Source organism: Endozoicomonas sp. 2B-B (assembly GCF_053470045.1).
Genome location: NZ_JBLZMU010000001.1, coordinates 4,990,100 through 5,013,398, shown reverse-complemented (window position 1 = coordinate 5,013,398; position 23,299 = coordinate 4,990,100). Strand labels below are relative to the sequence as shown.

The following is a 23,299-nucleotide window of genomic DNA, read 5'->3' as shown; positions in this document are numbered from 1 at the left end:
AAAGCGATTTTCACACCGGGAGAGGTAGCGATTTTTAATCGCTCAAGGCTGTCAATCGCTCAAGGCTGTCAATCGTTCATGGTTGTGGCGGTAAGCTGTTGAGTGAATTTAGTTCACAGTGGCAAATACGTTAAGCTGGTGAGTGAATTTAGCCGATAGCCCATTCTGAAAGAAACCAGTATGTAGTCCCTGATACTGGTTCCATTTGGATAGTTATGAAGGGGGGCATCCTCTGGTTTCTGATATCAAAGTTCGTCGCGGGTATTCTTGTCATGATCGAACTTCTCAACCTTGTGATCAGTCAGCGCTGCTTTTGGCTCGAAGAAGGCACCCAGCAAGTAAGAGTAAGGAATACTTTCTGAGTGGGAGAATGACCATTTAGGCACATTTTCCCTGAAGTATTTCTCCCAGCCATCGGCAAACAGCTTCATGGTACGATCCCGGCGTTCACGGAACTGCAGGTAATTTTCGTAACGCGTCCAGCCATGCATTCTGTTGCTCGCTTTAACACGATTCGTATAGGCGGCATCGGTTTCATTGAAGTGCTGAGGCGAGGCAATAGCGGCACGTTGCACATATTCATCCTGCGTTTCACCCAGGCCTGTCCAGCGATTCATCTTGTCAAGACTACGACCCAGAGGCCCACCCAGCCATTGACTAAGCATCTTGTTGTCGTTCATAAAAAAGTCGAAAGTCAGACTCGACGCCAGTGTGAGTCCGAAGGTTTGGGCGAAGGTAAACCCGGATACAAGGCCGTGGGCGTATGCACCGACAGTGGCTACCGGACCCAGCACCAGACCGGCGGTGGCAGAAGCCAGAGTTTTTACTTTTTGTGGTGTCACTCTGTGTAGCAGCGGAATCTGAACTCCCTGTCCTGAGCCCATGGATTTCACTATTTCAGGCACCAGACGGGAAATACTGCGATACCTATGAGGATTGGCATTGTGCTGTCGGGCAAATAACATGGAGCCGGTTTTCAGCAGAATGACTGAGGCTGCGGCTTTACCCAATGGCATGGCCAGTCCGCCCACTTCAGAGATTTTTTCAATCCTGCCGTGGCAGGCATATTGTCCGGTTCGGTCAAGATCTACACCGTATCGTTCCAACCAGTGCTGGAAAGGTGTGAGCATTCTGTGCAGATAATCACCTCTGTTGGTCAGGTCCAGCAGATAGAGGAATGACATGTTTGCAAGGGACTGCGTGGTAGCCTGCGAGGCGGTATGAGTCACCAGTAGTGGTTTGTAGCTGGAGTAGTACCAGGTCACTGCCTGCAGCAGGAAGGCTGAAGGCTTGAGCCAGTAATCATTGAGCTGCTGCTCAACTGCGGCAGCATGAGCCTGCATCAATGTGCCATGGATAGTCTGGATCAGTTCTGATTCAGATATTCCGGCCGCATTGGCGTGAGGTGTCAGGGTATCCTGAAGATGGGTCAGGAAAGCTGCTGTCCTGCGGCCATTGTCAAAGGCAATATCGTCAAGAATGTAGTTGGCAATGACCGCAGCTGCGTACTCCTTCGTGCCGGTAACAGACTCTTTCATACCTGCCGGAGCGGTTGCGGTCACAGGAGTGAGGGCAGTCTGTATGAATTCCTCGATACCTTTTTCTGACAGCATCTGGATAACGGATTTGAACTCAGCCACCCCCATGTCGTGTTTATGGCCAAGGAAGTGCTCAAATTCCTGCTCAATCTCGTAACCGCCGACATCTCTGGCGGCCTTCATGTAGTTTTCAAGTTCAACCTTGCTGATCAGCCCTTCATGGAGCAAAGTGATGATCTTGTTGCCACTGGCAGAACGGGCAGAGAAGTATTCCATGAAGCTTTTCAGATCTTCTGGCTCATGTTCAACGTAATGAATGGCTGCTGAGTTCATGTCCAGAATTTCATCGTCGTATAGCTGTGTGTCTTTTCTGGCATGGCTGAAAGAATCTGTCTGAGCATCAAAATCCTGCATGCCTGAGTGTGCGGCAACCGGTGTGGGGGTAACCGGTGTTGCGACAACCGGTGTTGGGGCAATCGATGTTGGGGCAATCGATGCCGGGGTAACAGGTTGACTGATTTCATGAATGTTCTGGTGGCTGAGTCTGGCTTGTTTTTCTGGTGGCTGGGTACCATCCCGTTTATCAATACCAAGCTTTGCCACCATTTGAGTGATGTAATCTTGACTGATTTCTTCTACAGCGACACTAATTACTCTTTTCATAGGTGGGATTCGATCGGTTTGCTCCTGAAGACTCTTTAACCAGTTTCTCCGTTCTGTCATTTCTTTTGCCATCTGAAGGCCCTGTAACCTGAGGTGTTGATGAATGGCCTGGCAACGGATTTCCGGGTCCTTTTCGATATCCGGAACCAGACCGAGCTGAACTTCAATGTGAGCCAGCTTCTTATGGATTATCCGCTCGGTTAGTTCTTTCTTTTGTTGCAGGTATTGTTTAAAGGACTGAAGGATACGCAGGTCACCTTTATTGACCGAAGTTATATCTCGCTTGCCTTCTGTGGCCGGTGTTTTTGCTTTTACAGCTTCTTCATCAGGCAGTGCTGTTGCGTGTATCAATTGCCTGATTTTATTCGTTCTTTTTCTGATGAGTCTGGTTTGTTCTTCGGGTAGTCGGGTATCATCCCGGTCATCAATACCAGGCTCTGCTGCCAGTTGAGCGTTGCGAACTTTTGTGGTGTCTGTTGTTGCATCATGAGTCTGTCGCTCCAGCTCTGGAATTCGTTCGACTTTCTGCTGAAGTTTCGTTCTGGTGCTCTGTTGCTGAACAGGTTGTTGATCACTCTGAGCTTCCAGCTGCCTGACTTCAAAGACAGCCAGTCTTTTAGGGACTTTCTCATTGGTTACTTGTATGTCTTGTTGCAGCAGTTGTCGAATGAACTGAAGGTAACCCAGACCGTTTTCATCGATCGAAACAATACTGCACTCGCCTTCAGTGGCTACCGCTTTTGCTTTGACAGCTTCTTCATCAGACTGCCCTGTTACGGCAAATAGTGCGGCAACCAATTGGTTGATTTTGAGCACTTTTTTTTTGATGAGTCGGTCTTGTTCTCTAAATGGCTGGATATCATCCCAGTCATCAATACCAAGCTCTGCCGCCATTTGAGCGTTGCGAGCTGTTGTCAGGTCAAAACGCATTTGTTGTTTCTGCTCTGGAAATCGTTCAACTTCCGGCTGAAGTTTCTGTAACAGGTTGTTCTGTTGTTGCTGCTCATAACGAAGCTGCATAAGCTCATCATCAATTCGTTTTTTGAGTTGAGCTATTCTGAGATGTTCTTTTTCACTGGTAGTGGTTTTTTCTATTTTAAACAGCACTTGCCGTCTAAGATGGGTGAGACCGTATTCTTTTAACAGCAATATTTTCTGATTGTTTTCCGTCTCAATTATCTGTCTGGTAGTCTCGCTTCCGACCTTGAAAACAAGCTTTTTTTTAGTCTCACGAGTATCACCCAGCTCTTGGTTGATACGATTGTAAGCAGGCATCAGGTCATGAATGTCCTGAATAAAGCGCTGGTTATTCAGAAGATTTTCCAGTGCAGGTTTAAAGCTGAAGTTTTTTTCGAGTTGATTAAACATCAAGGCAGGCGTGAAGATCGATGAAGTGACTTTAATCTGTCCTATTGAGAGGTCAAATTCATCTGCTCCATCTTGCATAGCAACGGTCAACGCCTGCTGAAGATATTCATAGTATAAAAGCGTCGTCAGCTGCTGTTCGTATGAGAACATTGACAGTTTCTTTTTGATGGCAAGTGTCGTTTTTTCATCTTTGCCAGGTTCAGGATTGTGCTGTTCAGCTATCCTCTCCAGCAGTGCCATCTGCTTGCCTCGAATGATGTTTTGGTAGCTTTTGACTTTGTCTTTTTTAACTCGTGTTATTGCTTCAGAAGGGGGGCAATTGCAGTCATACCATTGCAACCAGATGTCATACAGAAGCTCTACAAAAGCGACATCAGCCGGGTTCTGCTTCTGACCATGGAAAACAATAACCTCTCCCTGAGCCTCAGTCACTTCCAGTTTTGGACAATTCTCAGGCACAGCATAAGCCTGTGTGTCATCCTCGACGTGTATAACGTATCCGACGGGTTTATGGAATGATAACAGATCGTTCAGAGCTTCCTGTTGTAATTCTTTTCCCAGAACATGAACCTGGGTATAGGCAGAGGAAGCTGCTGCTAAAAGTGCTTCATCATTGATAAAGAGCGTTTGACCCAGACGCTGCAGCCTGGGAGGTTGATCGCCGACAGCGACAAGACGCATGAAGGTACGCCCATTCACTTCAACCCGGTCTACTTCAACTGTGGCAAGGGCAACATAGTCATCAACTTCGCCAAGCTTTCCTGCTCTTCCATGGGCCCCCTTCAGCACTGCAGCCAGTTGTTCGGGGCTGGCGATTTTTGTTAACGGATCTAATGGTTGGATGTCACCTGACTGAGTTCGAACAATCTCAATGGAGCCCTGATCGGTCATTCCGTTTCTGACTTCAATGACCAGTTTCTTTTCTGCAAGGTTATGGATGAACCTGAAGACCCCCTCATCACCCACCTTCAGGACTTTGGTGTATTTCTGAGCAGCGTCATTCTTGCCTGTTTCAAACTGATCAACGCTGGAAACGCCGCCATCAATGCCGGGAAGAACATCCGTGAAGCACTCATAAGGAAAATGATAGCCCGCTACGGTCTGAGTCTGGTAAGGGTAGATGGTTGTGAAAGATTTGGGTATTGGCTGCCGGTCGTCACCTACAGTTGGCTGAACTATGACCTCGCGCTGGGTAAACTCCACAGGTATTTTGGCATAAATACCGAAAGATCTTGTCTGCAGTCGGCGATCGGCCATTGCCTGTGCAGTAATGATGGAAGAGCTGATTGCAACGGCCACTGCAAGTCTTAACGCATTGGGGCGAACATTTGTCATTCTACTACCTCAGAGCTGCCGAATGACTCGAAGAAGACACCCAGAGTGTAGGAGTAAGGAATACTTTCTGTATGAGAGAACGACCATTTAGGTACATTTTCCCTGAAGTATTTCTCCCAGCCATCCGCAAACAGTTTTATGGTGCGATCACGGCGTTCACGAAATTGCAGATAATTTTCGTGTCGCGTCCAGCCATACATCCTGTTGTTTGCTTTAACGCGGCTTGCATACTCTTCATCGGTTTCACTGAAGCCCTGAGGTGATGCAATAGCGGTACGTTTTAAATACGCATCGTCCGTTTCGCCAAGACCCCGCCAGCGATTAATTTTGTCAAGACTGCGTCCAAGAGGTCCAGCCAGCCATTGAGTGAGCATCTTGTTGTCGTTCATAAAAAAGTCGAAAGTGAGACTCGACGCCAGGGCGAATCCGAAGGTTTGGGCATAGGTGAACCCGGATATAAGACCATGGGCGTATGCTCCGACAGTGGCTACCGGACCCAGCACAAGCCCGGCGGTGGCAGAAGCCAGAGTTTTTACTTTTTGTGGTGTCACTCTGTGTAGCAGCGGTACCTGAACCCCTTGTCCGGAACCCATGGATTTCACTATTTCGGGCACCAGACGGGAAATACTGCGATACCTCCGGGGGTTGGCGTTGTGCTGTCTGGCAAACAGCATAGAGCCGGTTTTCAGCAGAATGACTGAGGATGCAGCTTTACCTAATGGCATGGCCAGTCCGCCCACTTCAGAGATTTGTTCAATGCCACTGTGATAGGCATATTGGCCGGTTCGGTCAAGATCAACTCGGTAGCGTTCCAGCCAGTGCTGGAAAGGTGTGAGCATTCTGTGCAGATAATCCCCCCTGTTGGTCAGGTCCAGCAAATAGAGGAACGCCATGTTTGAGAGGGACAGCGTGGTAGCCTGCGAGGCAGTATGAGTCGCCAGTAACGGTTTGTAGCTGGAGAAGTACCAGGCGACAGCCTGTACCAGGAAGGCAGAAGGTTTGACCCAGTAATCCTTTAGCTGCTGCTCAACCGCTGCGGCATGGGCCTGCATCAATGCGTTATGGATAACCTTGATCAGGTCTGATTCAGACGGGTCGGCAGCATTGGCATAAGGTGTCAGGGTATCCTGAACATGGCTCAGGAAAGCTGCTGTCCTGCGGCCATTATCAAAGGCAATATCGTCAAGCACGTAGTTGGCGATGACTGCCGCTGCGTACTCTTGCATGCCGACAACCGATTCTTTCATTCCCGCCGGACCGGATGCCATCACGGTCACAGGCATAAAGGCACGCTGCATAAGTGCCTCAGCACCCTCATCGGACAGTTTCCAGACATGGCTCTCGAACCCAGACAATCTGACGCCATGTTGGTAACCAAGAAAGTGTTTAAATTCATCCACTGTCTGATAACTGTCGATTCTTTTGACGGCTTTTATGTAGTTCTCAAGTTCAACCTTGCTGATCAGACCTTCACGCAGCAGAGTGATGATCTTGTTACCAGTGGCAGAATGGCTGGCGAAGTATTCCGAGAAGCCTTTCAGGTCAACCGGTTCATGCTCGACGGAGTGAATACCTGCTGAGCCTGTTCTTTTAATCAGGTCGTCGTATTGTTGAGCCCCTGTTTTTATCTCATTCCGTGCTCTGTGAACCAGATTCTGAATTTCTTCCAGGATATTCACGTGCCGATCTTCTGAAGGCTCTGAGGGGTTTACCGGGAAGTTCCTCTTCAGACTTTTGAAGAATTCCACTACCCGGCTGGCCTGGTCAAACGTCAGATCTTTGCCAACCTCTGCCTGCAAGAGGATGGTTGCAAATTCATCGTCAAAATCGAAACCCTTGAGATATACCAGCCTCTTGCTGTTTGCTGCAAATACTTCCAGGCCTATTGCGACTTCCAGAGCCTGTTTCCTGAGAGGGTGCTGCTGCATGAATGTGTGGATGGCGTCCAGAACTTTTACCTGTTTCGGTGTGTACTGGAAGGGGCCACCGTCATTTTCGACCGTTTTCTCCGCAATCGCCAGGACTACTTTCAGTCTGTCAATGTCTGCTTTCCTGGTTTCAATCTCAGCTTCCAACTGAACCTGAAGGTCAGTGCGGCTCCCTTCACACAACTTCTGATCGCGACGAAGAGTAGCCAGTTTTAACTTCAGCACACTTTCAACCCATTCTATTTCCTCTCTGGCGCTGGCCACCTCACGATCAAGAACATATCGGGGCTTAGGTCCCAGGCGGGCCATTTGCCTGTCAAGCTCATTCTCAATGACGGCTACACGCTCATAAACGTCAGGCTCACCCGCCTTAAAAACTTCAACATCCAACTGTCGGAGTTTTTCATCAATCAGATCGGTCTGGAGGTCGATAATGGCATCATCTTGATAGTCTTTAATGTTGAGTTGATGAGCCATTTCATTGTTCCAGGCTCTTTTGGCAACTTCATCATCATAGTTTTTGTGAACTTGATTCAGTAATTCACGGATTTTTGCTCTCAGAACAGACTTCTGGCGACGCAGCAGGCTGACATGGTTTTCTGCAAAGGTTACCTCCAGGTCTCTGGCCAGTTTTGCAGTCAATGCCAGACCTCTTTCTTTAGCTGCAACGTTTTGATCAGAGCAGATTTTCAGTTTGCGTTCTGCGTCGGTAAGATCAGGATAATAGCCATATCCTTCAATGGCTCGCTTATCGACCTCTTCGACTTTATAGGTAAGACACCTGCGAAGCATATCAAGCCATTTTGGCCGCCTTTGCTTCCCACGAGAAAAGATAATATGAGCATCAGGGCTTTCAGGTTCGGGATCTTCTTTGAAGTACACAAGTTCAAAGGCCACACGCAGGTTGTCTGTCTGCCAGATATTTTGTAGTTTATCCCGCATGTACTCCGGGATATTATCGTCATTGAGCCTTGCACGAACCCTGGCAAGTCTTGCTGCATTGTCATCATCTTCATCGATTTCGATGTTAAATACTTCTTCTATGGCTTCCAGCAGGTCCTCAGCTTTTTCCTCTGCCCACTCTCTTGATTTTGTGATGAATTCCTGCATTTCTTCAGAAATAGACTGGCGACGGAGATACACATCGTCGTTTTGATTGGGGTCATGTATCTCCATGGCTTCTTCTACGTCACTCAATATCTTGAGTACTTCAGGCATGGCTCTGGGGTGGCCTGGTGTTCTGATGTCTTCCAGTTGTTCTTCCAGCTCTTTAATTCTGGAGAGCTTGTCTCTTATTGTCGACTCCAGGATGGCGCGGTTGTCCAGTGTGGTGACTTCCCCAGAGTGTGCTGTTGCAGCAGTTGATGTTGCGGCAACCATCGTTGCGGCAACTGCTGTTGAGCTAACCGGCGCTGTGCTAACCGGCGTTGGGGCAATTGATGTTGTGGTAACCGGTTGCCTGATTTCATGAATTTTCTGGTTGATAAGCCTGGCTTTTTTTTCTGGTGGCCGGGTATTGTCCTGGTCATCAATACCGGGGTCCTCTGTCGTTTGAGCATTGAGAGCTTTTATGGCATCTGCTCTGGCATCATGAGTTTGTTGTTTCGGCGCTGTAATTCGATCGGTTATCTGCTGAAGTTTTTGTAACGGGTTTTTCTGTTCTTCCTGCTCTTGTCGATTCTGATCAGGTTGTTGAATGAGCTTAATCGCCTTCTCGTGAAGGTACTGCAGAATTTCCTGGTGACGGGCTTCCAGGTCGTTTTCGCTTTTCGGAGTCAGACCGAACTCTTCTTCAATTTCAGCCAGCCGAATCTCTTCATCGATGGGGTCTGTATTCCGTTGCAGATGTCGTTGCATATACTGAAAGAGGGTTCCCTGATCGATTTCATCGCTCAGGATAGGACCAAAACGGCCTTTAATGGCTGCATATGTTACTTTTACAGCTTCTTCATAAAACGGTCCTTTTCCAGTAATTGCTGCGACCCCCGTCTGATGGATTTGATCAATTCTTTTTTCGATGCATCTGGCTTGTTCTTCGAGTGGTTGGGTATCATCCCAGTCATCAATACCCAGTTCTACTGCCCTTCGGCTGTTGTAAGTTTTTCTGGCCTCTTCTCTGGCATCACAAAGTTGTTGTTCCAGCTTTGGCGTTCGTTTGATTTCCTGCTGAAGTTTATTTAACTGGTTTTGCAGTTCTCCTATCGCTTTTCGGGTCTCTGCAAGCCCATTCTCAATTCCCTGATTGAGCACAATTGCTAAGGGTTTTTCCGTTTCGGTGGCAGCGTCTTTCTCCGTGGCGTGTTTTAAGTGGACTCTAAGCTGGATCATTTGTCTTTCTTGTGTCTGCTGGGCTTCCAGTTGGCTTTCCACCTCAATCAGCTGTCTGGAAATATCTCTCATGACTTTGGAAGTAAACTTTTCCAAGTCCCCGGGAACATCGGTCTGTGCCTGATCGGTATGACTGCCATCCGGTATCACTTTCAGAATATTCTGAATAAATAACGGGTTAGTCAGAAGATTTCCAAGTGCAGGCTTGAAGCTGAAGTGTTTTTCGAGTTGATTATGAATCCAGGTTGGCGTGACGACCGATGAAGTGACCTCGATGTGTCCTATTGTGAGTTCAAATTCATCCACTCCATCGGAAGTAGCACTGGTTAACAATGCCTGCTGGAGATATTCATAGTATGACAGTGTTCTCAGTTCATCTTCGTAAGCAAGCGTCGTTTGTCCACCTCCGTCAGGTTTAGCATTGTGCCCTGCAGCTAACTCTTCCAGCAGTGCCATCTGCCTGCTTCGAATGGTGTACTGGTAGCTTTTGACCTTGTCTTTTTTAACCTTTACTGCTGTTTCAGAGGAGGAGGTGCAGGCAAATCCTTTCGCCCAGGTGTCGTAAAGGCCATCCACAAATGCGATATCGGCCGGATTATGTTTCTGACCATGGAACACAATAGTTTCACCCGGAGCCTCAGTCACTTCCAGTTTCGGATAACCAGCAGGCACCGGATAAACCTTTGTGTCATCCTCAACGTTGACAACATAGCCGACGGGTGGATGATATGAAAACAGATCATTCAGGGCTTCCTGTTGTAAATCTTTCCCCAGAACATGAACCTGGGTATAAGCAGAGGTGGCTGCCGCGAAAAGTGCCTCATCATTGACAAAGAGCGATTGACCCAGGCGCTGCAACCCGGGAGGCTCATCGCCCGCTGCGATAAGACGCATGAAGGTGCGCCCGTTCACTTTCACGTCATCTACTTCAATGGTGGCAAGGGCAACATAATGATTAACTTCGCCAAGGTTTCCTGCTCTTTCATTCGCGCCTCTGAGTAATCCGGTCAGTTGTTGTGGGCTGGCGATTTTTGTTAACGGTTCTAATGGTTGGATATCACCTGATTGCGCACGAACAGCCGCAATTGAATCCAGAAGGGTCATTCCGTTTCTGACTTCAATGACCAGTTTGTCGTCTTCAAGGTTATGGCTGAACCTGAATACCCCCTCATTGCCAACCTTCAGGACTTTGGTGTACTTCAGAGCAGCATAATTTTCGTCTGTTTCAAACTCGTCAACACTGGAAACGCTGCCCTCAATGCCAGAAAGCACATCCGTGAAACCTTCAGAAGGAACCCTATAGCCTGCTCTTGCCCGAGTCAGATCAGGGTAGGTGGTTGTAAAGGATTTGGGTATAGGCTGCTGGTCATTCCCCAAAGTTGGCTTAACTATGATCTCACTCTGGGTAAATTCCACATGTCCAGTGCCCTGAATATCGACAGACCTGACTTGTAACCTGCGATCGGCCACTGCCTGTGTAGCAGCAATGGAAGAGCTGATTGCAATTGCCACTGCAAGTCTTAATGAATTGGGGCGGGCATTTGTCATTCTGCTGCCTCAGAGCTGGGTACTCTTATTACCGTGAAAAGTGATTACCACAACCGGAGTGAAAGCAGCTTTCAATCAGGGTGGTCTGCCGGGGCGGCAAGTGGAAAGCTTGATTGAGGAGTATTTCTCTTGTCATGACCCTGAACTTTCTGATCATCGCCCTGTTGCTGCTCATAGAAGGCACCCAGAGTGTAGGAGTAAGGAATACTTTCTGCATGGGAAAATGACCATTTAGGCACTTTTTCCCTGAAGTATTTCTCCCAGCCATTCTCAAACAGTTTCATGGTGCGATCACGGCGTTCACGGAACTGCAGATAATTTTCGTGCAGAGTCCAGCCATACATGGTGTTATTTGCCTTGACTCGGCTTGCGTACTCTTCATCGGTTTCAACATAGCGCTGAGGTGTGGCAATGGCCGTACGTTTCACATAATCGTCCTGCGTTTCACCGACGCCTCGCCAGCGATTAATCCTGTCAAGGCTACGACCCAGAGGTCCACCCAGCCATTGAGTGAGCATCTTGTTGTCGTTCATAAAAAAGTCGTAAGTGAGACTCGATGCCAGAGCGAAGCCGAAGGTTTTAGCGTAGGTAAACCCGGATACCAGACCGTGAACGTATGCTCCGACAGTGGCTACCGGACCCAGCACCAGACCGGCTGTGGCAGAGGCCAGGGTTTTCACTTTTTGTGGTGTCACCCTGTTCAGCAGCGGCACCTGAAACCCTTGTCCGGAACCCATGGATTTCACTATTTCGGGTACCAGACGGGAAAGGCTGCGATACATGAGGGGGTTGGCGTTGTACTGTCTGGCAAACAGCATAGAGCCGGTTCTCAGCAGAATGACTGAGGAAGCGGCCTTGCCCAATGGCATTGTCAGCCCTGCGACTTCAGAGACTTGTTCAATGTCATTGTGTTCGGAATATTGGAAGGTTCGGTCAAGATCAATACCGTAGTGTTGCAACCAGTGCTGGAAAGGTGTCAGCATCCTGTGCAGGTAATCCCCCCTGTTGGTCAGATCCAGAAGATAGAGTAACGACATGTTTGAGAGGGAGAGTAAGTTAGCCTGCCAGGCGTTATGGGCTACCAGTAGCGGTTTGTAGCTCGAGAAGTACCAGGTAAAAGCCTGTACCAGAGCGGCTGAAGGTTTGACCCAGTAATCATTGAGTTGCTGTTCAACCGCTGCAGCATGAGCCTGCTTCAAGGTGCCATGAATAACCCGGATCAGTTCTGATTCAGATATTCCGGCAGCATTGGCGTAAGGTGTCAGGGTGTCCTTAACATTGGTCAGGAAAGCTGCCGTCCTGCGGCCATTGTCAAAAGCAATATCGTCAAGAACATAGTTGGCGATGACTGCAGCAGCGTACTCTGTCATGTCGGCAACCGACGCTTTCATAGCCACCGGGCCAGTTGCTGTCACAGGCGTAAAGGCATCCTGCATGAATTCCCTGGCAGCCGTGTCGGACAGCATCTGGACGGCATCTTTGAAGTGAGGCACATTGACGCCGTGCTTGTAGCCAAGGAAGTGCTCAAATTCTGCCACTGTCTGATAACCATAGGCGCCCCTGATGGCCTTCACGTAGTTCTCAAGTTCAACCTGACTGATCAGACCTTCACGCAGCAGAGCTATGATCTTGTTACCGGTGGCAGAATGGGTAGCGAAGTATTCCGAGAAGCTGCTTTTCAGGTCCTCTGGTTCACGCTCGACGAAGTGAATGCTTGCTAAGCCGATGGCGTAAATTTCGTCATCGTATTCTGGTGCTCCTGTTTCCATCTCATGCTTGGCTCTATGTACCAGATTCTGGACTTCTTCCAGAATATTCACAGGCTGATCTTCCGCAGGCTCGGAAGGGTAGGCCGGGTAATCCCTCTTCAGGGTCTTGAAGACTTCCACAATCCGACTGGCCTGTTTAAACGTTAAGTCTTCGACCACTGTCTGCAAGTGAATGGGCGCGAATTCATCGTCAAAATTGAAATCCGGAAGATGGGGTATTGTCTTACCGTTTATTACTGCCAGACCCATTGCGGCTTGCAGAGCTTGTCGTTTGAGAGGTTGTTGCCACGTGAATGTCTGGATAGCGTCCAGAACTTTTGCCTGCTTCGGCGTGTACTGGAAGGGACCGCCTTGATTTTCGACGGCTTTCTGGGCAGCCTCCAGGGCAGCCTTCATTCTCTCAATGTGTGCTTTCCTGGTTGCAATTTCACCATCCAGGGAGGCCCTTTTCTGAATCAGTTGCCGGACCTTGTCGCTGATAACGTTTTCACTGCCCAGTTGTAACTGTCTGTTTCTCAGGGCATCAATCCGTTGTTCCAGGGGGGCAGTAGCGTCTGGTTTAAGACCCACGGCTTCTTCGACGGTTTCAAGAGCTTTTTTATGATAATCCCTCAGAGCGACTTCTGCTTTTGATACAGCTTCACTTTTCTGCTTCAGGGCTGAACCCGGCTCCATGTCTCCGGAATGGATAATCTCCTGTCTTTTAGCAACCAGACCCTCCTGCGCATTCCCCTCTTCAAGGCGGGTATTGGTCAATTCCATACTTTTCCTGTCGTGCTCATTCAGGAATACTGTGACATCAGCGTACTTTTTCCTGATTAAAGTCTGTTCATCCAATACCTCATCGATTTCATCGATTGCTTTGTGAATAATCCTGTCTCTATAATTGCCGTCAGAATGAATGGAGGAATAAGCTTGTTTCAGTAAAATGGTGTCATCTGTTGTCTGAGTTTCATGATCTATTCTGGCTTTCACTTTCTCAGCGATTTCATCTCGACTTCCTTTGAAACTCCGCAGGAAATGTTTTACGGTTTTTTTTCGCTCTAAAAGGAAGTGCTTGAAGTCCTTTGCTCGCTCTTCAAGGGTTTGCTCATCACTTGCAGTCTGACCCCACTCGACCTGAAGTTGTTTTATTGCCTGATTGAGAGCTTCTTTTTCTTCATCCAAGATTCCTTGGCGGACAACAGGGTTCAAGCTAAGCAAAAGCTGTGTGACATCAATAGCATCCCGTTTTTGATAAGCAGACCCCAGCTCACTTTTAGCTTTTTCTACTGCTTGCTCGGCTCTGGCTACTGCACGATCAAGAACGTATCGGGGTTTTGGTCCCAGCCGGGCCATTTGCCTGTCAAGCTCATTCTCAATGGCCGTGATATGCTCATTAACCTCAGCAAAACCTGCCTGGTATACTTTTTGATCCAGCTGTTGCAGTTTTTTACTGATTAGAATGTTTTGGTCTTCTATGGTGGCGTCATCTTTATAGTCGTCAATGTTGAGTTGATGAGCAATTTCATTGTTTCTGTTTCTTCTGACATCCCCATGGACATAGGCTTCGTCAACTTCGTCCATTAATGCCATAATTTTTTCGCTAATTTGATACTTGTTGTAAGTCATGTGAGCATCGTTTTCATATTTCACCCCCAGATCATTGGCCAGCCTGGCGAGGAAGGCTTTACCCTTTTCTATAGCCTCATTTTTTACAACGGAGTCGACCTGCAGTTTCTCTTCTATTGCTATAAGCAGCTTTTTCTGTTGTCTTCTGGCTTGCCTGTCCGGCTCCTGGACATGAAAAGTAAGACGCCGATGAAGCTTCTCGCGTTGCAGATCCCTTTGGTCGGCAGGTGTGATGTCTTCTTTGCAGAGGGTTTGCTCTATGGTATCCAGCGTGGCTTGCGAAACACCATTGTTGTCAAGTTTTGTACAAACCCTTTCAAGTCGGATTGCTTTGTCATCAGCTTCGTTGACATTGATCTTGAGTATTTCTTCTGCGGTTTTCAGAGCAACCAGCGCTTGTTGCTCTGCCCTCTGGCTGGTTTCTGCAATGTATGTCTGAATTTTCTCAGAAATGGCATCACGACGGAGGTACTCACCATCGTTTTCATCAACGTCATTCATCTCAAGGACATTTTCTGCGGATCTCAGTGTCTCAATTACTTCAGGCCTGGCTCTGGGGTGGCCAGGGGTTATGATGTCTTGCAGTTCTGCTTCCAGTTCTGCTTCCAGTTCTGCAAGCCTGTGGAGCTGGAAGTTTACCCTTGATTCCAGTGTCTTGCGGTCTTCTGGCGTGCTGTCTCCACTCAGCTCAATACCTGAAACGGCTGTCAGAGCAGCTTTTCTGGCCCTGGTATAAGAATTCTCTATATCCAATTGATCATTCAATGTCTCAACTATTTGCAGCAGGCTTTTTTGTTGCGCAGCCATTGTCTCGATTTTATCAAGCAGGCATTCCAGCTGAACGTCAATATCTGCATTGCCATCAAAATCCTGAATGTTTAAATGTTCGGCAAGGGTTGCAAAGCGAGCTTTGGTTGCCGCTATTTTTTCGGCTTCTGTTCTGATGCTTCGTTGCTGAAAATTTTCCTGCTCGACCTCAGCTGCTTGCTGCTTCAGGTACTGTGAAAGGGATTGAGAGCGGGCATCCGGATGGTTTTCATTTTCTGGAATAATACGGGGCTGACGTTCAATAGCCGTCAGACTGGGTTCTACAGTTTCTTGCTGACGCGGTTCTGTTGCGATAACTGCTGCGAAGATGTCATTAATTCTTTCTATGATTCGTCTGGCTTGCTCTTCTAGTGGCAGGGAATCATCCCAGTCAACTATGCCAAGCTTTGCTGCTTTTTCAGAATTGTAAACATTTCTGGCATTATGAAATTGTTGTTCCAGGGCTGGAAGTCGTTTACTTTCCTGCCGAAGTTTCTGTTCCTGGTCTTTCAGGGATGCCAGTTTGAAACGGAGCTTTTCAAGCTCATCATTGATTCGTACCTTGATTTCCAGTGCTTCGAATTTTTCCTTTACTCCAGCAACCTGCGTATCCACTGCATGCTGCAACTCATTGTTGATCTCCAGGATTTTGGCTTCTTTTATATGTAGCTCCTCCATTAAGTTGTACATTTCAGGCAGCTGTCTGGCTATGTCGCTAATGACTTTGCCAGCAAAGGCTTCGTCGTTCCCAAAAGCATCGGATTGCTCTTTGTTGATTACGCCGACAACAGGTATTAACGTGTCAATAAAGCGATGCTTAGTCAGAAGATTTCCAAGTACAGGCTTGAAGCCGAAGTGTTTTTCGAGTTGAAAATGTAACCAGGATGGCGTGATGACAGATGCAGCTGTTGTGATGTGTTCCAATGCGAATTCAAATTGAGAGGCACTATCGGGAGTAGCACTGGTCAATGCCTGCTGGAGATATTCATAGTATGCAAGCATCGCCATTGGATACAGGCTAAATTCACCATCGTGATGTTCGTGTTTTGCAGCCATCTCCTCCAGCACTGCCATCTGCCTGCTCCGGATGATGTACTGGTAGTATCTGGTTTCATAGCTTTTAACCTGTGTTTTTATTGCATCAGGCAGGTTTTTACCATCATCTTCTCGCCAGAATTTAAGGAGGGTTTCTATAAAAGCGACATTGGTCGGATACTGTGAATAACTCTTGAACACAATAACCTCCCCCGGCGCTTCTGTTACTTCCAGCTTTGGATAGCCGGCAGGTACAGGGTAAGCTCGCGTGTCATCTTCGACGTGCACAACATATCCGACCGGTTTGCTGTGTGCTAACAGTTCATTAAGAGCCTGCTGTTGTATATCCCGTTCCAGTACATGAACCTGAAAATAGGCAGAGGTGGCGGCTGCCAGCAGAACATCATCATTGACAAAGAGTGACTGACCCAGACGCTGCAGGTCAGGGGGCTGGTCGCCTGCAGCGACAAGACGCATGAAGGTGCGCCCATTCACTGCAACCTTGTCTACTTCAATGGTGGCAAGGGCAACATAATGATCACTTGTGCCGAGTTTTCCTGCCCTGTTTCCGGCAGCTACGAGCACTTCGTCCAGTATGTAGGGTGAGGCAGTTTTTGTTAAGGGTTCCAGTGATTCGAAGCCTTCCATTTGCTCAAGCACAGCGGCAACTGAATCCCGATCGGTCATTCCGGCCCTGACTTCAATGACCAGTTCTTCTTCTTCAAGGTTATGGGTGAACCTGAAGACGCCCTCATCACCCACCTTCAGGGTTCTGGTGTATTTCTGAGCAACGCTATTCTCATCTGTTTCAAACAGATCAACAATGGAAACGCCCTCGTTGATGCCAGGAAGAACGCCTATAAAAGTAGGAAAGATATAGTCGTCACTGAAATGAGACATATCAGGGTAGGTGGTGGTAAAGGATTTAGGTATTGGCTGCTGGTTATCATCAAGAGTTGGTTTAACTATGACATTACTCCGGAAGAGCTGCACTTGTCCATTGTCCTGAATACCGACAAATTTTGTCTGAAGTCTGCGTGTCGCCAGTGCCTGAGTTGCCATGATGGAAGAGCCGATGGCAATGGCCACTGCAAGGGTTAATGCACGGGGGCGGGCATTTGTCATCCGGATACCTCAGCGCTGGGTAGAAAGTTTGATTGAGGGGGCATTTCTCGTATCACGGAAAGCTTGATTGAGGGGCGTTTCTCTTATCATGATTGTGAAATTTTTGATCATCGCTCTTTTGCGATTCGTAAAAGGCTCCGAGAGTGAAGAAGTAGGGAATACTTTCTGCATGAGAAAACGACCATTTAGGTACATTTTCCCGGAAGTATTTCTCCCAGCCATTCTCAAACAGTTTCATGGTGCGATCACGACGTTCACGGAACTGCAGGTAATTTTCGTGTCGAGTCCAGCCATACAGGGTGTTGTTGGCTTTAACACGGCTTGCATATTCTTCATCGGTTTCACTGAAGCCCTGAGGTGAAGCAATAGCGGTACGCTGCAAATACTCATTGTACGTTTCACCCAGGCCGCACCAGCGATTAATTTTGTCAAGACTACGTCCAAGAGGTCCACCCAGCCATTGAGTGAGCATCTTGTTGTCGTTCATAAAAAAGTCGAAAGTGAGGCTTGACGCCAGTACGAATCCGAAGATTTGTGCATGGGTGATTCCGAATAAAAAGCTATGAACGTATGCTCCGAAAGTGGCTACCGGACCCAGCACCAGACCAGCTGTGGCCGAGGCCAGAGTCTTTATTTTTTGAGGTGTCACCCGGTGCAGCAGAGGTACCTGAACCCCTTGCCTGGAACCCATGGATTTTACTATTTCGGGCACCAGACGGGTAATACTGCGATACATATGCGGGTTAGCATGGTTTTGTCTGGTAAACAGCATAACGCCGGTTGCCAGCAGTATGACTGAAGATTCGGTCCTGCCAAAGGGCATGGCCAGCCCGAGCATTTCAGAGACTTGTTCAACTCCGCCGTGGTAGACATATTGGCCGGTTCGGTCAAGATCAATACCATAGTATTCCAACCAGTGCTGAAAAGGTATGATCATTCTGTGCATGTAATCCCCCCTGTTGGTGAGATCCAGAATGTAGATGCCCAGCGTGTTTAACAAGGACACTCCGGCAGCATCCCAGGTCTTAGTCGCTGCCAGTAGTGGTTTGTAGCTGATGTAGTACAAGGTGACAGCCTGTACCAGAGAGGCTGAAGGTTTGACCCAGTAATCCTTTAGCTGAAGCTCAACTGCGGTGGCCTGAGCTTTCATCAATGTGTCATGGGTAACCTTGATCAGTTCTGATTCCAATATTCCGGCAGCATTGGCGTAAGGTGTCAGGGTATCCTGAATATTGGCCAGAAATGCTGCTGTCCTGCGGCCATTTTCAAAGGCAATATCATCCAGCACGTAGTTGGCGATAACAGCTGTTGCGTACTCCTTCATACCGGCAACAGACTCTCTCATACCTGCCGGGCCGGTTGCAGTCACGGTCACGGGAATAAAGGCGCTGTGCATAAACTCTTCAGCGCCTTTTTCGGACAGCGTCCTGACAGCCCTCCAGAAGTGGTGCGTGTCGACGCCGTGTTTGTGGCGAATATAGTAATCAAGTTCGCCCTGTGCCGGATAACCAGGGGCACCTCCTTTGACGACCTTTACAATTCGGATGATCTTTATGTAGCTCTCAAGTTCAACCTTGCTAATCAAACCTTCACGGAGCAAAGTGATGATCTTGTTACCACTGGCAGAATGGCTGGCGAAGTATTCCGGGAAGCTTTTCAGGCCCCCAGGTTCATGCTCGACGAAGTGAATGGCTGTTTTGCCCATGTCGCGAATCAGGTCGTCGTATTGTTGGGCCCCTGTTTCTATCTGACGGGTGGCCCATGCCGACAGAGTTTCGACCTGTTTGATAGCACTCTCAGGTCGATTTGCAATAGGCTCGAGAGTGGATTCCGGGAAGGTCTTCAGGCTCTTGAAAATTTCCACCACCCGACTGGCCTGTTCAAACGACAGTTTGTCCCCGAGCTGCCCCTGTATGTGAATCACTGCAAATTCATTGTCAAAATCAAAAGCTGAAAGCGTGGGTGCTAACTTACGGCTTTCTCTTGCCGCTTTTCTCAGGCCAATTGCGGCTTCCAGAGCCTGTTTTTTGAGAGGGTGCTGCTGCGTGAATTTACGGATAGTGTCCAGAACTTTTACCTGTTTCGGCGTGTACTGGAAGGGACCAGAGTCACTGTCGACAGCTTGCTCTGCAGCCTTAAGGACTCCTTTTATTCTCTCAATGTCTGCTTTCCTTAATTCAATCTTGCCTTGCAGATCAGCCTGTTCCTGAATCAGGTGTCGGACAGTGCCACCATAACCATCATTTCCTCCATACTCTACCTTTCTGTTTCTCAGGGCATTAAGCCTTTGTTCAAGGGTGTCAGCAGGGGCTGGTTCAAGACCCACGTCTTTTTCAGTGGTTTCAAGAACCGCTTTATGAAAATCCGTCAGAGCGGTTTCTGCTTTTGATACCGCATCACTGGATTGCTCAAGGGCTAAATTCAGCCAGGCCATTTCGTTTTCCCGTTCGGCTTTAGCCTGCTCATCGAAGTCTCCTGGATCGATAACCTCGCATTTTTTACGCTCCAGATACTCTTGTGTATTCTTTGCAATGGTCACTTTCATACTCTTCCTGTCGTGTTCACGCAGAAAGTCTGTGAGCTGAGTGTACCTTTTCCTGTTATAAAGCAGTTGACCCAAGGCTTCATCGTCTTCGTTCTGACCATGAGAATCTGCACAGGATGCGGTGGCAATCAAATAATAAGATGCTTCCTCTAAACCGGGGTCACCTGTTGTCTGGATGTCCAGACCTGATTTGATTCTCAGTTCCCCAAGGATTTCATCTCGTTTTTCTGCACTGGATTCCTGCAGGAAATGCCTGATGTCTTTTAGTCGCTCTTTAGTGGTTTGCTCGTCACTTGCAGCCAGACCCAAGTCGATCTGAACTTCTTTCATTCTCTGGTTGAGAGCCAGGTTTTCTGTATCCGGGATATGTTGGAGATCAGCAAGGTTCCCCGCAAATACCAGGTTTTTGCCACGAAGCTTATTCAGTTTGTGATGAAAAGCTGCCAGATCATTTTCAGCTCCTTTAATTTCTCGTTTGGCCAAGGCGACATCACGATCAAGGACGAATCGGGGCTTGGGTCCCAGGCGAGCCATTTGTCTGTCAAGCTCATTCTCGATGGCTGCGATACGCTCATTAACCTCAGGCTGACCCACTTTGAACACTTCTTCATCCCGATGTTGAGGTGAGATACTTAGCGCGTTTTCCAAAGCGATAAGCTGATTTGCCTGTCGTTTTCTGGCTCGCTGATCCGATTCGTTGATCAATAAGTTGAGACAGTCACGAATATCGGAGAGCAAGACATCCACCGGCACCGGATCACCCTCCAGATCTGGCCTGTCAGTTGCCATCCGGAGAAGCTGGTCTATGTCAGCCAATTGGTCATTTGAGACATCACCGCCATCAAGTTTTGTAAGAACCCTTGCCAGTTTTGCTGCTGTGCCATCACTTTCACTGACTCTGTGACCGATGCCGAGATTGTCTTCCAGGAGTTGCAATATGATCCAGGCCCCTGACTCTTCCCGCTGTCTGGCTTCACTGATGTATCGACGTATGTCTTCAGAAATGATCTGACGATTGTAATATATATCTTCCCTTTCATTGACGTGACTCTGCTGCAGAATTCTTTCTGCGGCACGAAGTGTCTCAAGAACTTCAGGCGTGGCTTTGGACTGGCCTGGTGTGATGATGTCTTTCAGTTGCTCTTCCAGTGCTGCATTCCTGAGAAGCGTGGAATGCATTGTTGACCTCAGAGCATTGAGCTCTTCTGTCGTGATGACTTCATTCAGCTCACTCTGGTCTTGGCCAGGGGGCGCTGCCAGAGCAGATTTTTCGGGCCTGGTGTAAGAATTCTCTGAGTCCTGTTGTTTATTGATTGTTTGAGTACTGTGATGCAGGCGTTCTGGTTGGACATTCATTGTCTTGATTTTTTCGAGCAGGCATTCTTGTTGAGTCTCAATATCTGCATTGCTATCAAAATCCTGAATGTCTAAACGTGCGGCAATGGTTGCGAAGCGGGTTTTGATTTCAGCTGCTTTTGCAGTATCTGTTCTGGTGCTCTGTTGCTGAAGATGTTGAAACACCTCCGATCCCTGCTGCCGAATGCGCTGCTGAATGGCCCAGTGACGGGCTTCAAGGTCAGCGTCGTTATCCGGGCTCAGACCGAGCTGACCTTCAATGGTAGCCAGTCTGCGCCGGGTTCTCTCATTGGCCAGTGTTGCCTGATGTTGCATATGCTGTTGAATAGACTGAAAGCGGGCATCCAGATTGTTTTCATCGACCGGGGTGATACTGAGCTCGCTTTCAATGGCTGCCAGTTTTGCTTTTACAGTTTCTTTATCAGGCTGTCCACTTGCAGTAAATGTTGCGGCTTTGGCCTGATTGTTTTCATGGATTTTATTTTTGATGAGTCTGGTTTGTTCTTCGGGTGGCTGAGTATCATCCCAGTCAGCCATGCCAAGCTCTATTGCCAGTTCTGTGTTGCGAGCCCTTATGGTTTTTGCTGCAACGTCAAGCACCTCTTGTTTCAGGTATGGAATTCGATCGGCTTCCTGCTGAAGCATCTGATTCTGATTTTTCAGATCTTTCAGTTCGATAGCAAACAGCTCAATATTCTTCTCAAGTTTCTGTTCGATTTGCTCTACTCTGAGCTTATACTCATTCTGATCAATGGCAATAGCCATTCTTTCAACGTCTTCCTTCATTTCGTGAAGTGATTTTTTGTTTAGCTCGCCAAGTTCGGCCGCTTTTGCCAGCTCCTCTTCCAGCGTGTTTTCTAACTCAAGATGCTGACGGGCCACGTTACCAATCACTTTTTTAACAAATGTTGTATCTTCTCCAATAGCAAATTGCTGCATCAGTTTGTTGACAAAGTCTGTACCTTTTTGAACGTTGTGAAGAAAATGTCGACTCGTCAGAAGATCCTTGAATGCGGGTTTGAAACTGAAGCGTTTTTCGAGTTGAAACAACATCCAGCCCGGCGCAATAGCCGATGACGCAGCACCGACATGTCCTACTTTGAGTTCAAATTCATCGGTTCCGTATGAAGTAGCAATGGTTAATGCCTGCTGAACAGATTCATAGTACGCAAGCAATACTATTTTATCCTCTTCAAGTTCAGCATCGTGCTGTATAGCTAAATCAGCAGCAAACTTCTCCAGCAGCTCCATCTGCCTGCTTCGAATGACGTATTGGTAGCTTTTGACCTTACCTTTTTTAAACTGTGCAATGGGGTCATTATCATTAAGGTCGAATCCATCCAAGGGGGCATAGAGGCTTTCCACAAAAGTGAGATCGGTCGGATTCTGCTTCTGACCACGGAAAACAATAACCTTTCCCGTAGCCTCAGTTAGTTCCAGTTTTGGATAACCCCAAGGCACAGGATAAGCCTGAGTGTCATCCTCGACAGTGACAACATAGCCAAGAGGCTGATTGTAGTAGAAGAGCTTATCCAGAGCTCGCTGTTGTAAATCTTCTCCGAGAAGATAAATCTGGGTATAGGCAGAGGTGGCTGCTGCGAAAAGCGCCTCATCATTGACAAAGAGCGATTCACCCAAACGCTCCGGTTCAGGAGGCTGATCGCCTGCAGCGATAAGACGCATAAAAGTGCGCCCGTTCACTTCAATCTCACCTACTGTAAGGGCGGCAAGGGTGACATAGTGATCAGCTTCGCCAAGATTTCCCGCTCTTTCATGCGCGCCTTTCAGCACCCCGGCCAGTTGCTCGGGACTGGCGACTTTTGTTAACGGTTCCAATGGTCGGATACCACCTGGTTGAGTGCGAACAGCCTCAATTGAATCCTGACGGGTCATTCCGTCTCTGACTTCAATGACCAGTTTGCTGTCTTCAAGGTTATGGGTGAACCTGAATATCCCCTCATTACCCACCTTCAGGATTTTGGTGTACTTCTGAGCAACGTCATTGTCGTCTGTTTCAAACTGATCAACAGTTGAAACGCCACCCTGGATGTCAGAAAGAACGTCTGTGAAGCCTTCGGAAGGAACGTCATAGCCTGCTCTGACTTGAGTCTGATCAGGGTAAGTGGTGGTAAAGGATTTGGCTATTGGCTGCTGGTCATGATCCAAAGTTGGCTTAACCATGACCTCACTCTGGATAAACTCCACATGTTTATTGCCCTGAATATCGACAGATTTTATCTGTAGCCTGCGATCAGCGAGTGCCTCTGTTCCAATAACAGAAGAACTGATTGCAATGGCCACTGCAAGGCTTAATGCATTGGGGCCGACATTTGTCATTCTGCT

The 23,299-nt window shown here is 48.0% G+C and carries 4 protein-coding genes; all 4 read right to left on the bottom strand.

Features of this window, described 5'->3' with window-relative positions; genetic code table 11:
* Positions 1-245: 245 nt before the first annotated feature.
* Positions 246-4,904, bottom strand: a complete 4,659-nt coding sequence (locus tag ACOMHB_RS18880) for a hypothetical protein (RefSeq protein ID WP_448217780.1) — start codon at positions 4,902-4,904, stop codon at positions 246-248.
* Positions 4,901-10,708 (bottom strand): AAA family ATPase, encoded by a 5,808-nt coding sequence (locus ACOMHB_RS18875; protein ID WP_448217779.1) that lies wholly within the window; start codon positions 10,706-10,708, stop codon positions 4,901-4,903. Before ACOMHB_RS18875 ends, ACOMHB_RS18880 begins: the two co-directional genes overlap by 4 nt.
* A 71-nt stretch (positions 10,709-10,779) precedes the next feature.
* Positions 10,780-17,055 (bottom strand): hypothetical protein, encoded by a 6,276-nt coding sequence (locus ACOMHB_RS18870; RefSeq protein ID WP_448217778.1) that lies wholly within the window; start codon positions 17,053-17,055, stop codon positions 10,780-10,782.
* A 52-nt stretch (positions 17,056-17,107) separates the two neighbouring features.
* Positions 17,108-23,293, bottom strand: a complete 6,186-nt coding sequence (locus ACOMHB_RS18865) for a coiled-coil domain-containing protein (protein WP_448217777.1) — start codon at positions 23,291-23,293, stop codon at positions 17,108-17,110.
* Positions 23,294-23,299: the final 6 nt, after the last annotated feature.